Source organism: Streptomyces sp. NPDC004051, from assembly GCF_053604275.1.
In genome coordinates, this window is the sequence record NZ_JBSGHG010000003.1 from 72,101 (window position 1) to 91,442 (window position 19,342).

Here is a 19,342-nt window from a genome sequence, read left to right on the forward strand (position 1 = left end):
CTCATGAAGATCCACAAGTACGACACCGTCATCGTCGGCGCCGGTGGCGCGGGCATGCGCGCGGCCATCGAGGCGACCAAGCGCAGCCGCACCGCCGTGCTGACCAAGCTCTACCCCACGCGCTCCCACACGGGCGCCGCGCAGGGCGGCATGGCCGCCGCGCTGGCCAACGTGGAGGAGGACAACTGGGAGTGGCACACCTTCGACACGGTCAAGGGCGGTGACTACCTGGTCGACCAGGACGCCGCCGAGATCCTGGCGAAGGAGGCCATCGACTCCGTCCTCGACCTGGAGAAGATGGGCCTGCCGTTCAACCGGACCCCGGACGGCACCATCGACCAGCGCCGCTTCGGCGGCCACAGCCGCAACCACGGCGAGGCCCCGGTCCGCCGCTCCTGCTACGCGGCCGACCGCACCGGTCACATGATCCTTCAGACGCTGTACCAGAACTGCGTCAAGGAGGGCGTGGAGTTCTTCAACGAGTTCTACGTCCTGGACCAGCTGATCACCGAGGTCGACGGCGTCAGGAAGTCGGCCGGTGTGGTGGCGTACGAGCTGGCCACCGGTGAGCTCCACGTCTTCCAGGCGAAGTCCGTGATCTACGCCTCCGGCGGCAACGGCAAGTTCTTCAAGGTGACGTCCAACGCGCACACCCTGACCGGTGACGGCCAGGCGGCCGTGTACCGGCGCGGGCTGCCGCTGGAGGACATGGAGTTCTTCCAGTTCCACCCGACCGGCATCTGGCGGATGGGCATCCTGCTGACGGAGGGCGCCCGCGGTGAGGGCGGCATCCTGCGCAACAAGGACGGCGAGCGCTTCATGGAGAAGTACGCGCCGGTCATGAAGGACCTCGCCTCCCGTGACGTCGTGTCCCGCTCCATCTACACGGAGATCCGCGAGGGCCGCGGCTGCGGTCCCGAGGGCGACCACGTCTACCTGGACCTGACCCACCTCCCGCCGGAGCAGCTGGACGCCAAGCTGCCCGACATCACCGAGTTCGCGCGCACCTACCTGGGCATCGAGCCGTACACGGACCCGATCCCGATCCAGCCGACCGCGCACTACGCCATGGGCGGCATCCCGACGAACGTCCAGGGCGAGGTCCTGGCGGACAACACCACCGTCGTGCCGGGCCTGTACGCGGCCGGCGAGGTCGCGTGCGTGTCGGTGCACGGCGCCAACCGCCTGGGCACCAACTCGCTGCTGGACATCAACGTGTTCGGCAAGCGGGCGGGCATCGCGGCGGCCGAGTACGCGCACACGGCCGACTTCGTCGAGCTCCCGGAGAACCCGGAGTCGTTCGTCGCCGAGCAGATCGAGCGGCTGCGGACCTCCACCGGCACCGAGCGGGTGGCCGAGATCCGCCGCGAGCTGCAGGAGACCATGGACGCCAACGTCATGGTGTTCCGCACCGAGCAGACGATCAAGACGGCGGTCGAGAAGATCGGCGAGCTGCGCGAGCGCTACAGGAACGTCGCCATCCAGGACAAGGGCAAGCGGTTCAACACCGACCTGCTGGAGGCCGTCGAGCTGGGCAACCTGCTCGACCTGGCCGAGGTCATGGCCGTCTCCGCACTGGCCCGCAAGGAGTCCCGCGGCGGTCACTACCGCGAGGACTACCCGAACCGCGACGACGTCAACTTCATGCGCCACACCATGGCGTACCGCGAGGTGGGCGACGACGGCACCGAGTCCATCCGTCTCGACTACAAGCCGGTCGTCCAGACCCGCTACCAGCCGATGGAGCGTAAGTACTGATGGCTACCCCTGTTCTGGACAAGGCGGACGCGGCCGGCTCGCCCGAGCCCGGCTCCGCCGCCTCCCCCTACATCACCGTCACCTTCCGGATCCGCCGGTTCAACCCGGAGGTCTCGGCGGAGGCGACCTGGGAAGACTTCCAGCTGGAGATCGACCCCAAGGAACGCGTCCTCGACGGTCTGCACAAGATCAAGTGGGACCTGGACGGCACCCTGACCTTCCGTCGCTCCTGCGCCCACGGCATCTGCGGCTCCGACGCCATGCGGATCAACGGCACCAACCGCCTGGCGTGCAAGACGCTGATCAAGGACCTCAACCCCGAGAAGCCGATCACGGTCGAGCCCATCAAGGGCCTCACGGTCCTCAAGGACCTGGTCGTGGACATGGAGCCGTTCTTCCAGGCCTACCGGGACGTGATGCCCTTCCTGATCACGAAGGAGACCAACGAGCCCACGCGTGAGCGGCTGCAGTCCGCCGAGGACCGCGAGCGCTTCGACGACACGACGAAGTGCATCCTGTGCGCCGCCTGCACGTCCTCGTGCCCGGTCTTCTGGAACGACGGCCAGTACTTCGGTCCGGCCGCGATCGTCAACGCGCACCGCTTCATCTTCGACTCGCGTGACGAGGCCGGCGAGCAGCGCCTGGAGATCCTCAACGACCGTGACGGCGTCTGGCGCTGCCGGACGACCTTCAACTGCACGGACGCGTGCCCGCGCGGCATCGAGGTCACCAAGGCGATCGCGGAGGTGAAGCGGGCGCTCATCACGCGCCGCTTCTGAGGTTCCTCCGACGCTCCGCGCCGTGACGGCCGAGGGCCCCGATCCACCGGATCGGGGCCCTCGGTCCGTTCGTGCCGCCGGGCAGAAGCCGGACGACGACGTCAGCCGCGCAGCACGCGGCCTTCCTTGTCGGTGCGGTCGTTGCTGACCAGGAAGATGATGCCGTCGATCAGCGACCAGACACCGAGGCCGCCGCAGGTGAGCAGCTGGGCGATGCCGACGCCGACCGAACCGACGTAGAACCGGCCGATCCCCAGGCCGCCCAGGAAGAGCTGGAGAATACCGGCGACGATCTTCGACTTGTCCGAGTACGGACGACCCTGCGGGTCGACGCCGAAGGGGGCCTTGGGGTTGGGGGGGACGGTCATGGCGGTACTCCTGGGGAAGAACGGAGGAGGAAAGCGGTGGGTGCCGGGCGACTCTGCCCAGACCGCCCAGGAGGGAGCATCCGCCGACCGCGTACACGACCACGCGCGACAGCCCACGGTCCGTCAGCCGTCCCCCCTGCGCGTGAGGAGCGTAAACGGCCAGGTCGGCGAGGAGGGAGAGGGGAGGAACAAACGTTCCCGTACCGTGATCACGCGTGTCACCGGACGAGGTTGCGGGCCACCGTCCAAGCCACCGCCGTCAGCAGGATCAGGGTTTGGACCCAGGGGGCGAACCGAGGTGACCAGGCGCGGCCTCGCAGGCCCTCGATCGTCCAGCGCCCCCACAGCACCAGCACGAGCGGCGTGGCGAGCAGCAGGGCCCGGTTGTCCAGCCAGGCCGCGGCGAAGTGACCGTGCATCAGGTCGTACGCCATGCGGGTGCCGCCGCAGGCCGGGCACAGCAGGCCGGTGACGGCCCGGAACGGGCACTGGGGCAGGACATGGCCGGGCTCGTGCGGATTGGTGCCCCACAGGTAGGCGGCGCCCGCGGCGCCCGCGACCAGCAGTGCCACGGGGGGCGCCGCGGGATGCCACCGCGGTCGCCGCCCCCCGGCCGGCGCGGAACGGGCCGCGTCAGCCACGCAGGATCCGCCCCTGCTCGTCCGTGCGGTCGTTGCTGACCAGATACATGATGCCGTCGACCAGCGCCCAGATGCCGAGGCCGCCGCAGGTGAGCAGCTGGGCGATGCCGATGCCGACCGAACCGACGTAGAACCGGCCGATCCCCAGGGAGCCGATGAAGAGCTGGAGGACACCGGCGACGATCTTCGACTTGTCGGAGTAGGGGCGGCCGTAGGGGTCGTACCCGTAGGGCGCGTGCGGGTCGCCCTGCGGGAACCCCGGGGGCTGCTGGTAGCCCGCCTGCGGGTAGCCGGGCGGCGGGTAGCCGTAGCCGGGCTGGCCGGGGGACTGCTGGGGGTAGCCGTAACCGGGCTGGCCGGGCTGGCCGGCCTGCGGGTAGCCGTAGGGGCCGGACTTACCGGCCGCGTCGGGGTTCGGAGGGCCGAAACCAGGCGGCTGGGACGGCTGCTGCGGCTGTTCGCTCACGGTGGTGTCTCTCCTGGTGAATGCGGGAACTGCCAGTCAGTTTGCAGGACACGGACAACAAAGAGAAGCCGGTCCCCGCCCCGGTCACCGAGGAGTCCGTTCCTACCGGGAACGGACCCCTTGGGCATATGCCACACCATCGGGTGAACCCTGCCGCACAGGCCATGAAGGCGTCGCCCGCCCTACGATGATGGTCTCGACACCAGCCCCTGGGAGGCACGTGATGTCCGCAGCATCCGTCGAGCGGCCCCACGACGAGCGTCCGCTGATCGCGGAGGCGAACCGTCTCATGGAACGCATTCCGGGCTACCGCGTCGAGATCATCGGAGGCCAGCTCCTCGTGACCCCGCCACCGGACGGCCCGCACGCCGTAGTCCTGACCGACCTCATGTTGCCGTTCGTGACGGCAGGCCTTCACAGCGCGGACTCGAAGGTGGTCCAAGGCGTCGGTCTCTGGCTGCCGAGCGGTGCCGAGGACTACGCGGTCCCCGACCTCTCTCTCGTGGATGCCGACTACGAGGACCATTACGTCGAGAACAACTGCTACGACCCGATCTGCTTCCGCCTCGTCCTGGAGGTCACCTCCAGCAACTACCGGGCCGACCTGCGCGCCAAGGTCAGTGCGTACGCGGAGGCGAAGGTCCCCGTCTACGTCATCGTAGATCGCAAACACCAACGCCTCCATGTCCTCACCGGCCCCACCGGAAACGAGTACAGGATGCACCGCCCGCACGTCCCCGGTGAGCTCGTCACCCTCCCCGACTCCATCGGCGCCAAGGTCACCCTGGACGTGACCGAGATCCTCCGGGCCGGGCAGCCCCGGACGGACGACTGAGGAGCGCGGAGCTCCCGCAGCCGGCTCGGGATCACCGCCGGCGTCCGGTTAGGCTCTCCTCCCGTGTGCGCGAAGAACGACGGTCCCGGCGAGGGTGCCGCACCCAGCAAGTCCGAGCAGACCCGCGCCCTGATCCTGGAGACGGCCATGCGGCTGTTCCGGGAGCGCGGGTACGACAGGACGACCATGCGGGCCATCGCCACGGAGGCCGGGGTCTCCGTCGGCAACGCGTACTACTACTTCGAGGGCAAGGAACACCTGATCCAGGGGTTCTACGACCGGATCGCCGCCGAGCACCGGCTGGTGGTCCGGGAGATCCTGGACCGGGAGACCGGGCTGGAGGCACGGCTCGCGGGCGTGCTGAAGGCATGGCTGGACATCGCCACGCCGTACCACGAGTTCGCGGTGCAGTTCTTCAAGAACGCCGCCGACCCGGACAGCCCGCTCAGCCCCTTCTCCCCCGAGTCGGAGCACGCGCGCACGCAGGCGATCGCCGTCCACCGGGAGGTGCTGGCCGGATCGGAGGCCAAGGTCGCACCGGAACTGCGGGAGGTGCTGCCCGAGTTGCTGTGGCTGGCCCAGATGGGCCTCGTCCTGTACTGGATCTTCGACCGCACCGAGGACCGCACGCGCAGCCACCGCCTCGCCGAGCGCGGCGCCCGCATCGCCGCGCGGGGGGTCGCCCTGTCCCGGTTCCGCGTGCTGCGCCCGCTGGTCCGCGAGGTCCACGAGCTGTTCACCGACTTCCTGCCGGGCCTGACCGGGGTCCTGCCCGATCCGGCGAAGCCCCGCGGCACGGCACCCGCCGAGCACGGCCGCCCCGCACCGCTCGGCTGACCGCGCCCCGCGCGCAGGCGCCCGGAGCGCAGGCGCCCGGAGCGGAGACGCCCGAAGCCGCCGTCAGGTCTGCTTCGACGCCAGTTCGATCACCGTGATGTCCGACGGCGCGCCGATCCGGGTCGGCGGGCCCCAGGCGCCGGCTCCGCGGCTGACGTACAGCTGGGTGTCGCCGTACCGGTCCAGACCCGCGAGGGTCGGGTTGGCGGCGGCGGCGAGGTAGCTGGCGGGCCAGAGCTGGCCGCCGTGGGTGTGGCCGGAGAGCTGGAGGTCGACCCCGTGGTCGACGGCCTCGTGGACCATCACCGGCTGGTGGGCGAGGAGCACGCACGCGCGGTCCCGGTCCCGGTCGCCGAGCGCCCGCGCGTAGTCGGGGCCCTGGCCGTAGTTCTCACCGGCCAGGTCGTTCACCCCGGCGAGGTCGAAGTGCGGGAGTTCCGTGCGGGCGTTCTCCAGGGGGTGCAGGCCGAGCCGACGCACCTCCTCGACCCACTCCTCGGCGCCGGAGAAGTACTCGTGGTTCCCGGTGACGAAGAAGGAACCGTGCCGCGCCGTCAGCTGCGCCAAGGGGGCCGCGGCCGGGCCGAGTTCCTTCACGTTGCCGTCCACCAGATCGCCGACGACGGCGATCAGGTCGGGCTGGGTCGAGTTGATCGTGTCGACGACCCTCTGCGCGAAGCCCCGGCCGAGAACGGGCCCCAGGTGGATGTCGCTGACCACCGCGATCCGGTAACCGTGCGCCGCGCGGGGCAGCTTGGCGAGCGGCACGGTGACCCGCTTCACCCGCGGTCCGCGCACCACGTCGGCCGTGCCGTACCCGACCGTCCCGACGGCCGCAGCGGCGGCGGCCCCGGCGACCACCCGGGAGACGAAGAGACGCCGGGAGGGGCCGGCGGGCGCTGAAGGAGCGTCAGGGGCTTCGGAAGCGTCAGAGGCTTGAGGGACGTCAGAGGCTTCAGGAGCAGCGGGGGTCCCCGGGGCATCGGGGCCGGAGTCCGGAGCGGCCGGGTCGAGGGTGCCGGGAGCCCCGGAAACGCCGCTGGGGTCAGGGGTGTCCGACCCCGGTGCGGCGGCCGCCGCCCCCGCGGGTATCGGCGCCGGCTCCTCGTGCGGCGGTGCCGTCCGCCGCGCCGCCCGGCGCTCCAGGACCCGGCGCAGCACCGGGCGTACGACCTCGCCCGCGAGCACCGCCAGAAACAGGTAGAGGCACAGGGCCACCCAGAGGTAGCCGGGCCAGGCCAGGACCTGCTTGAGCCAGAACGGGGCACTGCTGCGCGTGGTGAAGAAGGCCGCGAAGGTCAGCGCCCAGCACCCGATGAAGAACAGGGCCCCCCAACGGCGCACGGCGCCCGGCCCCCGGGTCGTGTCGTGGAACAGGCGGCGCCACATGTACCAGTTGCCCGTCACCAGTACGGCGAGGACCAGCAGGGGGACGAGGACGAAGAGGATGGGCACGGTGCGGTGTTCCCCAGTTTTCCGTTACGACGTCCGTGACGTCCGGCTCAGTGCGCGCAGACCGCGCAACCCGATGACTCCGATGACCGTCCCCCATACGAAGGAGACGACGGCCAGCAGCAGATGGACCCAGAAGTACGCCGTCGGCTCGCCGTCGTCGAACGCGAGCCCGCTGCCGTCCTTGACCAGGTTCCTGACGAAAGTGACCCAGATGATCCAGCTCCACACCCCGAAGGCGAGCAGGAACCAGGAGACGGGGCGGCTGAGCTTCACCAGATCGAACCTTTCATCGCGACGCCGGGCACCCGGAGGCGGCCAGAAGGCCAGGGGGTTTTCCCCGGACGGGCACGGCATGGATCCAGTATCGCCGGACGGTGTCCGGTTCCGTTCGCGGGGTGGGGACGGAAGGGGGACTTCCACAGGCGGGGCATGTACGTTTCCGTCCGTGCCCGCACCCAAGAACTCCATCCGGCGATCGCTGCTGATCGCTTCCGCCGTTCTGTTGTCCGCCGCGCTGACCGCTCCCGTCGCACTCGCGGCGCCGAACCCTTCGAGCAGCCCTTCGGCCACTCCCCCGGCGACCATGTCGTCGGTGGGCGGCGCCCGGCTCGGACAGCCGGGAACGCAGGTCAACCTCGCGAGCGGGGTGCCGGTGCTGCCGAAGGAACTGTCGGCCCGTTCCTGGATCGTCGCCGACGCCGAGTCCGGCGAGGTGCTCGCCGCGCACAACGCGCACTGGCGGCTGGCCCCGGCGAGCACCCTGAAGATGCTGTTCGCCGACACGCTGCTGCCGAAGTGGCCCGGAGCCGCCGAGCACCGGGTCGCCCCCTCCGACCTCGCCGGTATCGGCCCCGGCTCCAGCATGGTCGGCATCAAGGAGGAGGAGACCTACACCGTCCACGACCTGTGGCTGGGCGTCTTCCTCCGCTCCGGAAACGACGCCGTGCGGGTGCTGTCCGCCATGAACGGGGGCGTCGAGGCCACCGTCCGGGAGATGAACGAGCACGCCGAGGAGCTCCAGGCCCTCGACACGCACGCGGTGAGCCCGGACGGCTACGACGCCGAGGGCCAGGTGTCGTCCGCGTACGACCTGACGCTGATCGCCCGCTCCGGACTGCAGAAGAAGGACTTCCGGGAGTACGCCTCGACGGTCCGCGCCGACTTCCCGGGCGAGACGAAGAAGAACAAGAAGGGCAAGAAGGTCCGCAAGTCCTTCGAGATCCAGAACACCAACCGGCTGCTGTCCGGCGCCTACGGCATGCCCGTCTACGAGGGCATAGCGGGTGTGAAGAACGGCAACACCACCAACGCGGGCGCGACCTTCACCGGGGTCGCCGAGCAGGGCGGCACCGTGCTGCTCGTCACCGTGATGAACCCGCAGGAGGGCGGGAGCAACGCGGTCTACGAGGAGACCGCGAAGCTCTTCGACTGGGGTTTCAAGGCGACCGGCAAGGTCGAGCCGGTGGGTGAGCTGGTGGCGCCGAGGAGCGCCGTGCAGGCGGGCGCCCGGCCCGACGCCTCCGCCTCCCCCGGCGAGGCGGGCGGCGCCGCGGGCGCCGAACCGGTGGCGAGCGCCGCGACCGGGGGCGGCGCCGACGGCATGGGCACCGCGCTCGCCGTCGCGGGCGGGGCGCTGGTGCTGCTCGCGGGCGGGGCGTTCCTGGTCAACCGCCGTTGGCCGCTGCCGGATCTGGTGCGCCGCCGCCCGCGTCCGTGAGCCCGGTCTCCTCGTTCTGCGCCGTCGCGGACCAGGCGGCGCAGAACAGGACCAGTTTCGCGGTGAAGTTGATCCACAGCAGCAGGGCCACCGGGACGCCGAACGCGCCGTACATGCTCTTCGCCGCCACCCCCTGCAGATAACCGCTGAGCAGCAGTTTCAGCAGTTCGAAACCGACCGCGCCGATGAGCGCGGCCACCACCAGCCGGCGGCGGGCGGGTTCGACGCCGGGCAGCAGGGTCAGCACGTACAGCAGGAGCAGGAAGTCGGCGCCCACGGCGACGGCGAAGGCCGCGACCTGCAGCACGATCCCGCCCCAGCCGCCCTCCTCCAGCCCGATGCCCCTGCTGATCCGGCCGACCATCGCGGAGGCGACGGCAGACGCGCCCAGGGTGACCAGGATCGCGCCGCCGAGCCCGACGAGAATGCCCGCGTCCTTGGCCTTGCGCAGGGCGGGGTTCTCCTCCTCGTCGGGCAGCTCCCACACCGCGCGCAGGCACTCGCGCATGGATCCGGCCCAGCTGATGCCGATGAACAGCAGGACGGCGCCGGCGATGAGGCCCACGGTGCCCGCGTTCTCCACCAGGCCCTTGATGTCGAGCTGGTCGGAGATGCCGGGCACCTGCTGGGTGATCTTCTCCTGGAGGGCGTCCTGCTGCTCCCGGCCGAGTGTGGCGGCGACGATCGCGGCGGTGACGGTGAGCAGCGGGAACAGCGCGACGAAACTGGTGAACGTCATCGCGGCGGCCAGCCGCGTCCAGTGCACGCGGTCCATCCGCTCGTACGACCGCCACGCGTGCGTGCGCGTCAGCCGCACCGCCCACGGGCCGACGACCGGGAGTTTCTTCAGCCAGTCCATGAACCGTCTCTGCCCCCGTCCCGCGAAGCCGGAACCCGGCCCCGGGACCCGGTCAGTGCGCGGAGACGGAGCCGCAGTCCGCGCGCCCGGCCTGCGGCGGCACCGCCGGCGAGCCGAACGGGAACTGCCGCAGCTTGCGCCAGACCGCGTCGGCGCCCTGTTCGTAGAGCGCGAAGCCGGTGCAGGGCCAGTGCGCCTCGTAGTCGGCGAGCTCCTCGAAGGCGCGGTCCATCGCCGCCTCGTCGATCCCGTGCGCCACGGTGACGTGCGGGTGGTACGGGAACTGCAGCTCACGGGCGACGGGACCGGACGCGTCGCGGACCTGCTTCTGCAGCCAGGTGCAGGCCTCGGCGCCCTCCGCGATCCGGACGAACACGACCGGCGACAGCGGCCGGAAGGTGCCGGTGCCCGACAGCCGCATGGGGAACGGCCGCCCGGTCGCGGCGACCTCGCTCAGATGCGCCTCGACGGCCGCCAGGTCGCCCTCGTCGACCTCCGTCGGCGGCAGCAGGGTGACATGCGTGGGGATACCGTGAGCAGCGGCGTCGCCGAAGCCCGCGCGCAGCTGCTGAAGCCGGCTGCCGTGGGGCTCCGGGACCGCGATCGACACACCGATCGTTACGGTCCCCACGTCGTCTCCTTCGTTGTGATGGTGATTCCGCCGAGCACCAGGTGACCGCCGAAGCGGCCACCTCCACCCGACTGTACGACCACGGCCCCGTCCCGGGCAGGCGCAGCCGGCGTGATGTACGGCGCTCACCCGGTGGTACGGACCGGTGCCCGGGTCGCGTTCAGTACGGCCGGCGCCCCGGTCCGTTCAGTGCTTGGCGCTCAGGAAGCCCACCCGGTCGTAGGCCCGGGCGAGGGTCTCCGCGGCGACGGCACGCGCCTTCTCCGCGCCCTTGGCCAGGATCGAGTCGAGCGTCTCGGGGTCGTCCAGGTACTGCTGGGTGCGCTCCCGGAAGGGGGTCACGAACTCGACCACGGCTTCGGCGAGGTCCGTCTTCAGCGCACCGTAGCCCTTGCCGGCGTACCGGTCCTCCAATTCGGCGACACCTGTTCCGGTGAGGGTCGAGTAGATCGTCAGGAGGTTGCTGACGCCGGGCTTGTGCTCGCGGTCGAAACGGACCACCGTGTCGGTGTCCGTGACCGCGCTCCTGACCTTCTTCGCGGTGGCCTTCGGCTCGTCGAGCAGGTTGATCAGACCCTTCTGGGTGGCCGCCGACTTGCTCATCTTGGCGGTCGGGTCCTGAAGGTCGTAGATCTTCGCCGTCTCCTTGAGGATGTACGCGCTCGGGACGGTGAAGGTGTCGCCGTAGGTCTGGTTGAAGCGCTCGGCGAGGTCGCGGGTCAGCTCCAGGTGCTGGCGCTGGTCCTCACCGACCGGGACCTGGTCGGCCTGGTAGAGCAGGATGTCGGCGACCATCAGCATCGGGTAGGTGAACAGGCCGACGGTGGACCGGTCGCTGCCCTGCTTGGCGGACTTGTCCTTGAACTGGGTCATCCGGGAGGCCTCGCCGAAGCCGGTGATGCAGTTCATCAGCCAGCCGAGCTGCGCGTGCTCGGGGACGTGGCTCTGGACGAACAGCGTGCAGCGGTCCGGGTCGAGGCCGGCCGCGAGGAGCTGGGCGGCGGCGACCCGGGTGTTCTCGCGCAGCTGCTTCGGGTCCTGCGGGACCGTGATCGCGTGCAGGTCGACGACCATGTAGAACGCGTCATGGGTGTTCTGCATGTCGACCCACTGGCGGACGGCACCGAGGTAGTTGCCGAGGTGGAACGAGCCGGAGGTCGGCTGGATACCGGAGAGCACGCGCGGAGAAGCCATGCTCACCATTGTCTCAGGCCGCGGGGGGCGGTCGGGCACTGGTTCGGGACAGGGGGTCCCGTTCCGTCCGCGGCGGTCCGGTGGGGTGCCGGACCGCCGCGCGGGTGGTCGTGTCAGGAGCCGGCCGGCTGCCGGGAGTCCCGGACGGAAGGGGCCCCGGGGGTGTCAGCCGAGGTCGATCTCCGGGTAGAGCGGGAAGCCGGCGACCAGGTCGGTGGCGCGGCGGGAGATCTCGTCGGCGGTCTTCGCGTCGAGGACGTGGGAGGCCTTGGAGGGGGCGCCGGACTTGGCGGTGCCGGGCTCCGTGGTGGTCAGGACCCGGTCGATGAGACCGGCGACCTCGTCCATCTCGGCGGTGCCCAGACCGCGGGTGGTCAGCGCGGGGGTGCCGATGCGGATGCCGGAGGTGTACCAGGCGCCGTTGGGGTCGGCCGGGATGCTGTTGCGGTTGGTGACGATGCCCGACTCGAGCAGGGCGGCCTCGGCCTGGCGGCCGGTGAGGCCGTAGGAGGTGGCGACGTCGATCAGGTTGAGGTGGTTGTCGCTGCCGCCGGTGACCAGGGTGGCGCCGCGGCGCATCAGGCCCTCGGCGAGGGCCCGGGAGTTGTCCACGACACGCTGGGCGTAGTCCTGGAAGGAGGGCTGCCGGGCCTCCGCCAGGGCGACCGCCTTGGCGGCCATGACGTGCGGGAGCGGACCGCCCAGGACCATCGGGCAGCCGCGGTCGACCTGGTCCTTGAGGGAGTCGTCGCACAGCACCATGCCGCCGCGCGGGCCGCGCAGCGACTTGTGGGTGGTGGTGGTGACGATCTGGGCGTGCGGGACCGGGTCGAAGTCGCCGGTGAGGACCTTGCCGGCGACGAGACCGGCGAAGTGGGCCATGTCGACCATGAGCGTGGCGCCGACCTCGTCGGCGATCTCGCGCATGATCCGGAAGTTCACCAGCCGGGGGTAGGCGGAGTAGCCGGCGACGATGATCAGCGGCTTGAACTCGCGGGCGGAGGCGCGCAGCGCCTCGTAGTCGATCAGGCCGGTGGCCGGGTCGGTGCCGTAGGAACGCTGGTCGAACATCTTCCCTGAGATGTTCGGGCGGAAGCCGTGGGTGAGGTGGCCGCCGGCGTCCAGGGACATGCCGAGCATGCGCTGGTTTCCGAAGGCGCGGCGCAGTTCGGCCCAGTCGGCCTCGGAGAGGTCGTTGACCTGGCGGGCTCCGGCCTTCTCCAGGGCGGGCACCTCGACGCGCTGGGCGAGCACGGACCAGAAGGCGACCAGGTTGGCGTCGATGCCGGAGTGCGGCTGGACGTAGGCGTGGCGGGCGCCGAAGAGCTCCTTGGCGTGCTCGGCGGCGAGCGACTCGACGGTGTCGACGTTGCGGCAGCCGGCGTAGAAGCGGCGGCCGACGGTGCCCTCGGCGTACTTGTCGCTGAACCAGTTGCCCATCGCCAGGAGGGTGGCCGGGGAGGCGTAGTTCTCGGAGGCGATCAGCTTGAGCATCTCGCGCTGGTCGGCGACCTCCTGGCCGATGGCGTCGGCGACGCGCGGCTCGACGGCGCGGATCACGTCGAGGGCGGAGCGGAAGGCGGTGGAAGCGGTGGAGAGGGGCTCGACGGACATCGGGGACCTCCGGACGTGGCGTTCGGCGTTCACGGCATGGCCCAGGCGCACGGCACATGTGCCGGTCCCGGCTGGTCACCGTTCCGGGGGCCGCTTCCCGATGGTTGCTCCATCCCGACGCGCCAGTCACGACCCACGGCCACACTACCGGGTGGCACGGAGCGCCACGGAAAGACGTCCACCCTGCGGGCGACAGCGCCCCCTGGAGGGGCAATCCCCCTGAGTCCTGTTCACAGGATCACATGGGGCAGGAAGCGAGCGTACTCGTCCGTTATCAGGCCCGACGACTCGCGGATGCCCAGGCCCGCGGACTCGTCCCCGACGGTCCAGGCGCCGAGGACGACGTGGTTGCCGTCGAAGGCGGGCAGCGGGGCCAACTGCTGTTGAACGGCATGTGACCTCCTGCGCACGCTTGGCGTGGTCCCGGGCCCACCGTGTTCGGCGGACCCGGGACCACGCCTCGTGCCCGGCCCGGCCCGGACCGGACCGGCCGTCAGGACAGCCATTCCTTCCAGGTGGACTCGTGCCCGTCCACCCACTTCTCCGCCGCCTCCTGAGGCGTCAGCTTCTGGTCGGCGATCATCAGGGAGACCTCGTTCTGGTCCTCGGTGGACCATGCGAACTTCTTCAGGAAGTCCGCCGCCTCGCCGCCGTCCCGCGCGAAGTCCGCGTTCAGGTACTTCTGCAGCGGGGCGGTCGGATAGGCGCAGGCGACCTCCGCCGGGTCGGCGTCGCAGCCCTCCTCGTACGGGGGCAGCATCACCTCGGTCATCGGCACCTTCTCGAACAGCCAGTGGGGGGTGTTCCAGTAGGTGAGGAAGGGCTTCTTCTCCTTGGCGAACTGCTTGATCTGGGTGAGCAGCGCGGCCTCGGAGCCGGCGAACACCACCTTGAAGTCCAGCTCCAGGTTCTTCACCAGGGCCTTGTCGTGGGTGAGGTAGGCCGGTGAGCCGTCCATCAGCTGGCCCTTGCCGCCGCTCTCCGCGGTGCGGAACCGGTCGGCGTACCGGTTGAGGTCCTTCCAGCTCTTCAGGTCGGGGTGCTGCTCGGCGAAGTACGTCGGGATGTACCAGCCGATGTGCCCGGTGACCCCGAGGTCGCCGCCGCGCGCGATCGTCTTCTTCTCCTCGACGTACAGCTGTTCCTGTTCGGGGTGGCCCCAGTCCTCCAGGATCGCGTCGACCCGGCCCTGGCTGAGCGCGTCCCAGGCGGGCACCTCGTCGACCTGGACGACGTCGACGCGGTAGCCGAGCTCGTTCTCCAGCAGGTACTGGGCGACGGCCACGTTGGCCAGGGAGCCCACCCAGGACTGCACCGCCAGGTTCACCGTCCGGGCGCCCTTGGCGTTGGCGTACGGCGAGGCCTGCTTGGTCATGTCCGCGGCACCGCAGCCGGTGAGCAGCGCGAGCGCGAAGGCTCCGGCCGCCGCGGAGGTCGTACGGCGTCGCATGTCAGGCTCCCTTCTTCGCGCGGCGTTCGGTGGGCTGGGTCACCCGGTCGAGCATCAGGCCCAGGCAGACGATCGCGGCGCCGGCGACCAGGCCGGTCGCCAGGTCGCCCTGGGCGAGGCCGAAGACGACGTCGTAGCCGAGTGCGCCGCCGCCGACCATGCCGCCGATGATGACGACGGCGAGGACCAGGACCACGCCCTGGTTGACGGCGAGGAGCAGCGCCGGGCGGGCCAGCGGGAGCTGGACCTGGCGCAGCTGCTGGGCACTGGTCGCGCCGAGCGAGCGGGCCGACTCCAGGGCCGCCGGGTCGACCTGGCGCAGCCCCTGCGCGGTGATGCGGACGACGGCCGGCAGCGCGTAGACGACGGCCGCCGCGGCGGCGGGGGCGCGGCCGACGCCGAACAGGGCGACGACCGGGATCAGGTACACGAACTGCGGCATCGTCTGGAACACGTCCAGCACGGGCCGCAGCAGGCGGTCGACGCGGTCGCTGCGTGCCGCGGCGATGCCCGTCGCGAAGCCGACGACCAGGGTGACGGCGACGGCCGCGAGGACCTGGGAGAGCGTGTCGAGGGACGGTTCCCACACGCCGAGCACCCCGATGGCGGCCATGGCGAGGACGGCGGTGAGCGCGGTGCGCCAGGTGCCGATCAGCCAGGCCAGGGCGGCGACCACGAGCAGCACCGACCACCAGGGCAGCCACTGCAGTCCGTCGCGGACCGGGTCGAGGACCCAGGTGGTGAAGCGGGCGGCCCAGTCGGCGGTGCCGCCGACGACGGGGACGCCCGAGTACAGGTGGTCGGTCATCCAGCCGACGGCCCGGTTGACCGGTTCGACCAGGGACACCACCCATCCGTCGGGCCACTCCAGGCGTGCCGTCAGCCGTCCGGCGACGGCCACGGCCGCGGCGCCGGCCACGACGTACAGCCAGTGCGTGCGGGGCCGGGGCGCCTCGCCGAGGTTCGCCCCGGCCGCGCCGGTCACCCGGTCGAGGACGACGGCGAGCAGCACGATCGGGATGCCGGCGGCGAGGGCCGCGCCCACGTCGACGGAGGCCAGCGCCTGGTAGACGCGGTCGCCGAGACCGCCCGCGCCGATCACCGAGGCGATGACGGCCATGGACAGCGCCATCATGATCGTCTGGTTGAGTCCCAGGAGGAGTTCCTTGCGGGCCAGCGGGATGCGGGCGGTCAGCAGGCGCTGGCGGGAGGTGGCGCCGAGCGACTCGACCGCCTCCAGCACCTCCTTGTCGGCGCCGCGCAGACCGAGCGAGGTCAGCCGGGCCATGGGCGGCGCGGCGTAGACGACCGTGGCGAGGACGGCGGCCGGGACGCCGATGCCGAAGACCAGCACGACCGGCAGGAGGTAGGCGAAGGCAGGGAGCACCTGCATGGTGTCCAGGACCGGGCGCAGGACGCGGTCCATCCGGTCGGAGAGTCCGGCGGCGAGTCCGAGCAGCGCACCGACGACGACGGATGCGGTGACCGCGACCACCATCAGGGCGAGCGTCTGCATGGTGGGCACCCACATGCCGAGCACTCCGCAGGCGAGGAACGCGACGGCGGTGCCGAGCGCGAGGCGGACGCCCGCGACGCGCCAGGCGACGAGCCCGGCGAGAGCGGTCACCCCCGCCCATCCGACGGCGAGGAGGGCGAGGTAGACGGCTCGTACGGTGACGACGACGACGTTGCTGACGTGGCCGAAGAAGTACAGGAAGAGGGGGTGGGAGTCCCGGTTGTCGATGATCCAGTCGCTGGCCCCGGCCAGCGGTCCGGAGAGGTCCACGGTCAGCGCCTCGGGCCAGCTGCCGCCGGCCCAGCGCGCGACGGCGAACGGGACGAGGACCGCGGCGGCCACGGTGAGCAGCAGGAGCTTGCGCACGGCGAGGTGTCCGAGCAGACCGGACCGGCCGGTCCGGGGGACGGCTGCGGTGACGGTCGCCATCAGACGGCCTCCCCGGGCAGCTCCGTCCCGGCGGGCTGCTCCGTCTCCGCGGAGCGCCCCGTCCCGGCGATCACCGACAGCAGCGCGTCGGAGTCGACGACGCCCAGGCAGCGGCCCTCGTCGAGGACCCGGGCCGGGCCGCCCCCGCGGGCGACGGCCTCGACGGCCTCCGCCACCGTGGCGTCCGGGCGGACGGCGGGGCCGCTGCCGGCCGCTTCCGCCGAGGTGGCGGGGCGCATCGCCGTACGGACGGTGAGGACCTGCTCGCGCGGGACGTCCCGGACGAAGTCACGGACGTAGTCGTCGGCGGGCGAGCCCACGATCTCCTCGGGGGTGCCCAGCTGGACCACCCGTCCGTCGCGCATGAGGGCGATGCGGTCGCCCAGCTTCAGGGCCTCGTTCAGGTCGTGCGTGATGAAGACCATCGTGCGGCTCTCCTCGCGGTGCAGCCGGATCACCTCCTCCTGCATGTCGCGCCGGATGAGGGGGTCGAGCGCGCTGAACGGCTCGTCGAAAAGCAGCACTTCGGGGTCGACGGCGAGGGCGCGGGCGAGCCCGACGCGCTGGCGCTGACCACCGGAGAGCTGCCCGGGTCTGCGCTGCTCCATGCCTTCCAGGCCGACCTTGGCGACGACCTCGGCGGCCTTGGCGCGCCGCTGCGCCCTGCCCATGCCCTGGATCTCGAGGCCGTAGGCCACGTTGTCGAGGACGGTGCGGTGCGGCAGCAGGCCGAAGTGCTGGAAGACCATGGCGGCGCGGCGGCGGCGCAGTTCGCGCAGCCGTCCCCTGTCCATGGCGCGGACGTCCTCGCCGTCGATGGCGATGGCGCCCGCGGTCGGCTCGATCAGCCGGGTCAGACAGCGCACCAGCGTGGACTTGCCGGAGCCGGACAGTCCCATGACGACGAAGACCTCGCCCTTGCGGACGTCGAAGGAGACGTCCCGGACGGCGACCGTGCAGCCGGTGCGGGCGCGCAGTCCGGCCGGGTCGAGCGCGGTCAGTTCGGGATCGCCGGGCACACGGTCGGCCTTCGGGCCGAAGACCTTCCACAGCCCGTCGACGGAGAAGACGGGTGAGTCGGCCTCCGAGCCGGCGGAAGCGGCCGGGGCGGCGGGAGCGGCGGCACCCATCACGCATCACTCCCGATCAGATCGGCGGCCCGCTCGCCGACCATCAGCACGCCGATCATCGGGTTCACGGCGGTCATGGTCGGGAAGACGGAGGCGTCGGCGATCCGGATGCCCTGCAGGCCGCGGATCCTCAACTCGGGGTCGACGACGGCTGTTTCGTCGTCCGCCGCGCCCATCTTGCAGGTGCCCGCCGGGTGGTAGACGGTGTGGGCGACCTTGCGGGCGTACTCGCTGAGCTCCTCGTCGCCCGTGACGTCCGGGCCGGGGGCCACCTCGCGCTTGAGCCAGTGGGCCAGCGGCTCGGTCCTCGCGATCTCGCGGGCGATGCGGATGCCGTCGACGAGGGTGCGGCCGTCGTAGTCGTCCTCGTCGGTGAAGTAGCGGAAGTCCAGCGCGGGCTTGACCTCGGGGTCGGCGCTGGTCAGGTAGAGCCTGCCGCGGCTCTTCGGCTTGGGGATGTTCGGGGTCATGGAGACGCCGAACTCCGGCCGCTGGTAGCCCAGTCGCTCCGGATTGTCCGTGAACGGGATCTGGTAGAAGTGGAACATCAGGTCGGGGCCCGCGTGTTCGGGGTCGCGGCGCACGAACAGGCCCGCGTCGGAGTCCATCGCGGAGTTGTCCGGGATGGGTCCGTTCGTCTCCCAGACGATCACCGACTCGGGGTGGTCGAGCAGGTTCTCGCCGACCCCGGGGAGGTCGTGCGCCACGGGTATGCCGAGCGCCTCCAGATCGGCCTTCGGACCGATGCCGGAGTGCAGCAGCAGTCGGGGCGAGTCGACCGCGCCGGCGCACAGCAGGACTTCCTTCCGGGCCCGTACGAGGATCTCCTCGCCGTCCTCGGTGCGGACGTGGACGCCCTCGGCGCGGGTGCCGTTCAGCTCCAGCCGGTACGCCCAGGTCTCCAGCATGATCGTCAGGTTGGGGCGTTCGTCCATCACCGGGTGCAGATAGGCGACCGACGCCGAGGAGCGCTTGTTGTTCTCCGGGTGGTAGGCGAGGTCGAAGAAGCCGACGCCGTCGTCGAACGGCTTCTTGTTGAAGCCCTCGACCCGCGGCACGCCCAGCGCGCTCTGGGCGGCGTCGACGAAGTCACGGGCGATGGCGTTGCGGTCCTTCTCGTCGACCGGGACGATGTTGTTCTCGAGCCGGGCGTAGTACGCCTCCATCTGCACCGCGCCCCAGCCCTCGGCGCCGGCCTGCTCCCACTCGTCCCAGTCGGACGGGAGCGGCTTGAAGGCGATCAGGGTGTTGTGCGAGGAGCATCCGCCGAGGACCCGGGCCCGGCTGTGCCGGATGTGCGAATTGCCGCGCGGCTGCTCGGTGGTGGGGTAGTCGTAGTCCAGCTCGCCGCCGAGCAGGCCCATCCAGCGGCGCAGGGTCAGCACGTCGTCGCGGCCGACGTCGCTGGGGCCGCCCTCGATGACCGCGACGGTGACGTCCGGGTTCTCGGTCAGCCGGGAGGCGATGACCGATCCTGCGGTACCGCCGCCGATGACGACGTAGTCGTACGTGTGCTCGTGGACGTGTTCCGGCATGGAGGCTGCTCCTACGGGGACTCGGGGACGGGACAGGGGAACAAAGGGTGTTGAAGGGCGCTGGGGCGCCGAGGGGTGACCGGGGGCGCGGTTCCGGGCAGTACGGCGTCACGCGGTGCGTGCGGCCA

At 71.1% G+C, this 19,342-nt stretch carries 18 protein-coding genes, 1 pseudogene and 1 riboswitch; of the genes and pseudogenes, 5 read left to right on the top strand and 14 right to left on the bottom strand.

Features of this window, described 5'->3' with window-relative positions:
• The first annotated feature begins 3 nt into the window (after window positions 1-3).
• Window positions 4-1,758, top strand: a complete 1,755-nt coding sequence (gene sdhA / locus ACWEQO_RS05630; protein ID WP_361450198.1) for a succinate dehydrogenase flavoprotein subunit — start codon at window positions 4-6, stop codon at window positions 1,756-1,758.
• Window positions 1,758-2,537: a succinate dehydrogenase iron-sulfur subunit gene (locus ACWEQO_RS05635; RefSeq protein ID WP_452979297.1), complete on the top strand. Its 780-nt coding sequence runs from the start codon at window positions 1,758-1,760 to the stop codon at window positions 2,535-2,537. The genes sdhA and ACWEQO_RS05635 overlap by 1 nt, the downstream gene beginning before the upstream one ends.
• Window positions 2,538-2,638: 101 nt before the next feature.
• Here the strand turns inward: ACWEQO_RS05635 and ACWEQO_RS05640 are convergent, their stop codons facing one another.
• The 3 genes from ACWEQO_RS05640 to ACWEQO_RS05650 form a co-directional block, all read right to left on the bottom strand.
• Entirely contained in the window at window positions 2,639-2,905 is a 267-nt protein-coding gene (locus ACWEQO_RS05640; protein ID WP_452979299.1) for a TM2 domain-containing protein, read from the bottom strand.
• 218 nt (window positions 2,906-3,123) lie between these two features.
• Window positions 3,124-3,546: a DUF2752 domain-containing protein gene (locus ACWEQO_RS05645; protein WP_452979302.1), complete on the bottom strand. Its 423-nt coding sequence runs from the start codon at window positions 3,544-3,546 to the stop codon at window positions 3,124-3,126.
• Entirely contained in the window at window positions 3,539-4,012 is a 474-nt protein-coding gene (locus ACWEQO_RS05650) for a TM2 domain-containing protein (protein ID WP_452979305.1), read from the bottom strand. The genes ACWEQO_RS05645 and ACWEQO_RS05650 overlap by 8 nt, the downstream gene beginning before the upstream one ends.
• Window positions 4,013-4,235: 223 nt before the next feature.
• On the opposite strand from ACWEQO_RS05650, the gene ACWEQO_RS05655 reads away from it, so the two are divergent.
• Window positions 4,236-4,847, top strand: coding sequence for a Uma2 family endonuclease (locus ACWEQO_RS05655; RefSeq protein WP_452979308.1), 612 nt, complete (start codon window positions 4,236-4,238; stop codon window positions 4,845-4,847).
• A 63-nt stretch (window positions 4,848-4,910) separates the two neighbouring features.
• Window positions 4,911-5,684, top strand: coding sequence for a TetR/AcrR family transcriptional regulator (locus tag ACWEQO_RS05660; RefSeq protein ID WP_361450180.1), 774 nt, complete (start codon window positions 4,911-4,913; stop codon window positions 5,682-5,684).
• A 63-nt stretch (window positions 5,685-5,747) separates the two neighbouring features.
• Here ACWEQO_RS05660 and ACWEQO_RS05665 read toward each other — a convergent pair whose 3' ends face one another.
• Both ACWEQO_RS05665 and ACWEQO_RS05670 read right to left on the bottom strand, forming a co-directional pair.
• On the bottom strand, window positions 5,748-7,139 hold the full coding sequence (locus ACWEQO_RS05665; protein ID WP_452979311.1) for a metallophosphoesterase: 1,392 nt from the start codon (window positions 7,137-7,139) through the stop codon (window positions 5,748-5,750).
• Between the two features lie 24 nt (window positions 7,140-7,163).
• A complete protein-coding gene (locus ACWEQO_RS05670) occupies window positions 7,164-7,412 on the bottom strand; it encodes an SCO4848 family membrane protein (protein WP_361450174.1) in 249 nt (82 codons plus the stop codon).
• Between the two features lie 172 nt (window positions 7,413-7,584).
• Here ACWEQO_RS05670 and ACWEQO_RS05675 point away from each other — a divergent pair, with 172 nt between their 5' ends.
• Window positions 7,585-8,856, top strand: coding sequence for a D-alanyl-D-alanine carboxypeptidase family protein (locus tag ACWEQO_RS05675; protein ID WP_452979315.1), 1,272 nt, complete (start codon window positions 7,585-7,587; stop codon window positions 8,854-8,856).
• On the opposite strand, the gene ACWEQO_RS05680 is transcribed toward ACWEQO_RS05675, so the two are convergent.
• From ACWEQO_RS05680 to ACWEQO_RS05720, 9 genes and pseudogenes are all read right to left on the bottom strand, one after another.
• Window positions 8,804-9,715, bottom strand: a complete 912-nt coding sequence (locus tag ACWEQO_RS05680) for a YihY/virulence factor BrkB family protein (RefSeq protein ID WP_452979318.1) — start codon at window positions 9,713-9,715, stop codon at window positions 8,804-8,806. The two genes, ACWEQO_RS05675 and ACWEQO_RS05680, sit on opposite strands and share 53 nt — an antisense overlap.
• Before the next feature lie 52 nt (window positions 9,716-9,767).
• On the bottom strand, window positions 9,768-10,346 hold the full coding sequence (locus ACWEQO_RS05685; RefSeq protein WP_452979321.1) for a 2'-5' RNA ligase family protein: 579 nt from the start codon (window positions 10,344-10,346) through the stop codon (window positions 9,768-9,770).
• A gap of 186 nt (window positions 10,347-10,532) precedes the next feature.
• Window positions 10,533-11,540, bottom strand: a complete 1,008-nt coding sequence (trpS, locus tag ACWEQO_RS05690; RefSeq protein WP_452979324.1) for a tryptophan--tRNA ligase — start codon at window positions 11,538-11,540, stop codon at window positions 10,533-10,535.
• 165 nt (window positions 11,541-11,705) lie between these two features.
• Window positions 11,706-13,154 (bottom strand): glycine hydroxymethyltransferase, encoded by a 1,449-nt coding sequence (locus ACWEQO_RS05695; protein WP_452979327.1) that lies wholly within the window; start codon window positions 13,152-13,154, stop codon window positions 11,706-11,708.
• A gap of 32 nt (window positions 13,155-13,186) precedes the next feature.
• A riboswitch (ZMP/ZTP riboswitch) is annotated at window positions 13,187-13,294 on the bottom strand.
• A gap of 90 nt (window positions 13,295-13,384) precedes the next feature.
• Window positions 13,385-13,648 (bottom strand): annotated as a pseudogene (locus ACWEQO_RS05700) (glutathionylspermidine synthase family protein); the annotation flags it as partial.
• Window positions 13,648-14,604, bottom strand: a complete 957-nt coding sequence (locus tag ACWEQO_RS05705; protein ID WP_361450156.1) for an ABC transporter substrate-binding protein — start codon at window positions 14,602-14,604, stop codon at window positions 13,648-13,650. The gene ACWEQO_RS05705 and the pseudogene ACWEQO_RS05700, both read right to left, overlap by 1 nt.
• A gap of 1 nt (window position 14,605) precedes the next feature.
• On the bottom strand, window positions 14,606-16,549 hold the full coding sequence (locus ACWEQO_RS05710; RefSeq protein ID WP_452979331.1) for an ABC transporter permease: 1,944 nt from the start codon (window positions 16,547-16,549) through the stop codon (window positions 14,606-14,608).
• Window positions 16,549-17,679 (bottom strand): quaternary amine ABC transporter ATP-binding protein, encoded by a 1,131-nt coding sequence (locus ACWEQO_RS05715; RefSeq protein WP_452979737.1) that lies wholly within the window; start codon window positions 17,677-17,679, stop codon window positions 16,549-16,551. The genes ACWEQO_RS05710 and ACWEQO_RS05715 overlap by 1 nt, the downstream gene beginning before the upstream one ends.
• Window positions 17,679-19,214 (bottom strand): GMC family oxidoreductase, encoded by a 1,536-nt coding sequence (locus ACWEQO_RS05720; protein WP_361450147.1) that lies wholly within the window; start codon window positions 19,212-19,214, stop codon window positions 17,679-17,681. The genes ACWEQO_RS05715 and ACWEQO_RS05720 overlap by 1 nt, the downstream gene beginning before the upstream one ends.
• Between the last annotated feature and the right edge of the window lie 128 nt (window positions 19,215-19,342).

What these genes read in the sequence shown, in the direction of transcription:
- sdhA (WP_361450198.1), top strand. Translation starts at nt 4, where the DNA reads ATGAAGATCCACAAGTACGACACCGTCATCGTCGGCGCCGGTGGCGCG.
- ACWEQO_RS05635 (WP_452979297.1), top strand. Translation starts at nt 1,758, where the DNA reads ATGGCTACCCCTGTTCTGGACAAGGCGGACGCGGCCGGCTCGCCCGAG.
- ACWEQO_RS05640 (WP_452979299.1), bottom strand. Translation starts at nt 2,905, where the DNA reads ATGACCGTCCCCCCCAACCCCAAGGCCCCCTTCGGCGTCGACCCGCAG.
- ACWEQO_RS05655 (WP_452979308.1), top strand. Translation starts at nt 4,236, where the DNA reads ATGTCCGCAGCATCCGTCGAGCGGCCCCACGACGAGCGTCCGCTGATC.
- ACWEQO_RS05680 (WP_452979318.1), bottom strand. Translation starts at nt 9,715, where the DNA reads ATGGACTGGCTGAAGAAACTCCCGGTCGTCGGCCCGTGGGCGGTGCGG.
- trpS (WP_452979324.1), bottom strand. Translation starts at nt 11,540, where the DNA reads ATGGCTTCTCCGCGCGTGCTCTCCGGTATCCAGCCGACCTCCGGCTCG.
- ACWEQO_RS05695 (WP_452979327.1), bottom strand. Translation starts at nt 13,154, where the DNA reads ATGTCCGTCGAGCCCCTCTCCACCGCTTCCACCGCCTTCCGCTCCGCC.
- ACWEQO_RS05705 (WP_361450156.1), bottom strand. Translation starts at nt 14,604, where the DNA reads ATGCGACGCCGTACGACCTCCGCGGCGGCCGGAGCCTTCGCGCTCGCG.
- ACWEQO_RS05710 (WP_452979331.1), bottom strand. Translation starts at nt 16,549, where the DNA reads ATGGCGACCGTCACCGCAGCCGTCCCCCGGACCGGCCGGTCCGGTCTG.
- ACWEQO_RS05715 (WP_452979737.1), bottom strand. Translation starts at nt 17,679, where the DNA reads ATGGGTGCCGCCGCTCCCGCCGCCCCGGCCGCTTCCGCCGGCTCGGAG.
- ACWEQO_RS05720 (WP_361450147.1), bottom strand. Translation starts at nt 19,214, where the DNA reads ATGCCGGAACACGTCCACGAGCACACGTACGACTACGTCGTCATCGGC.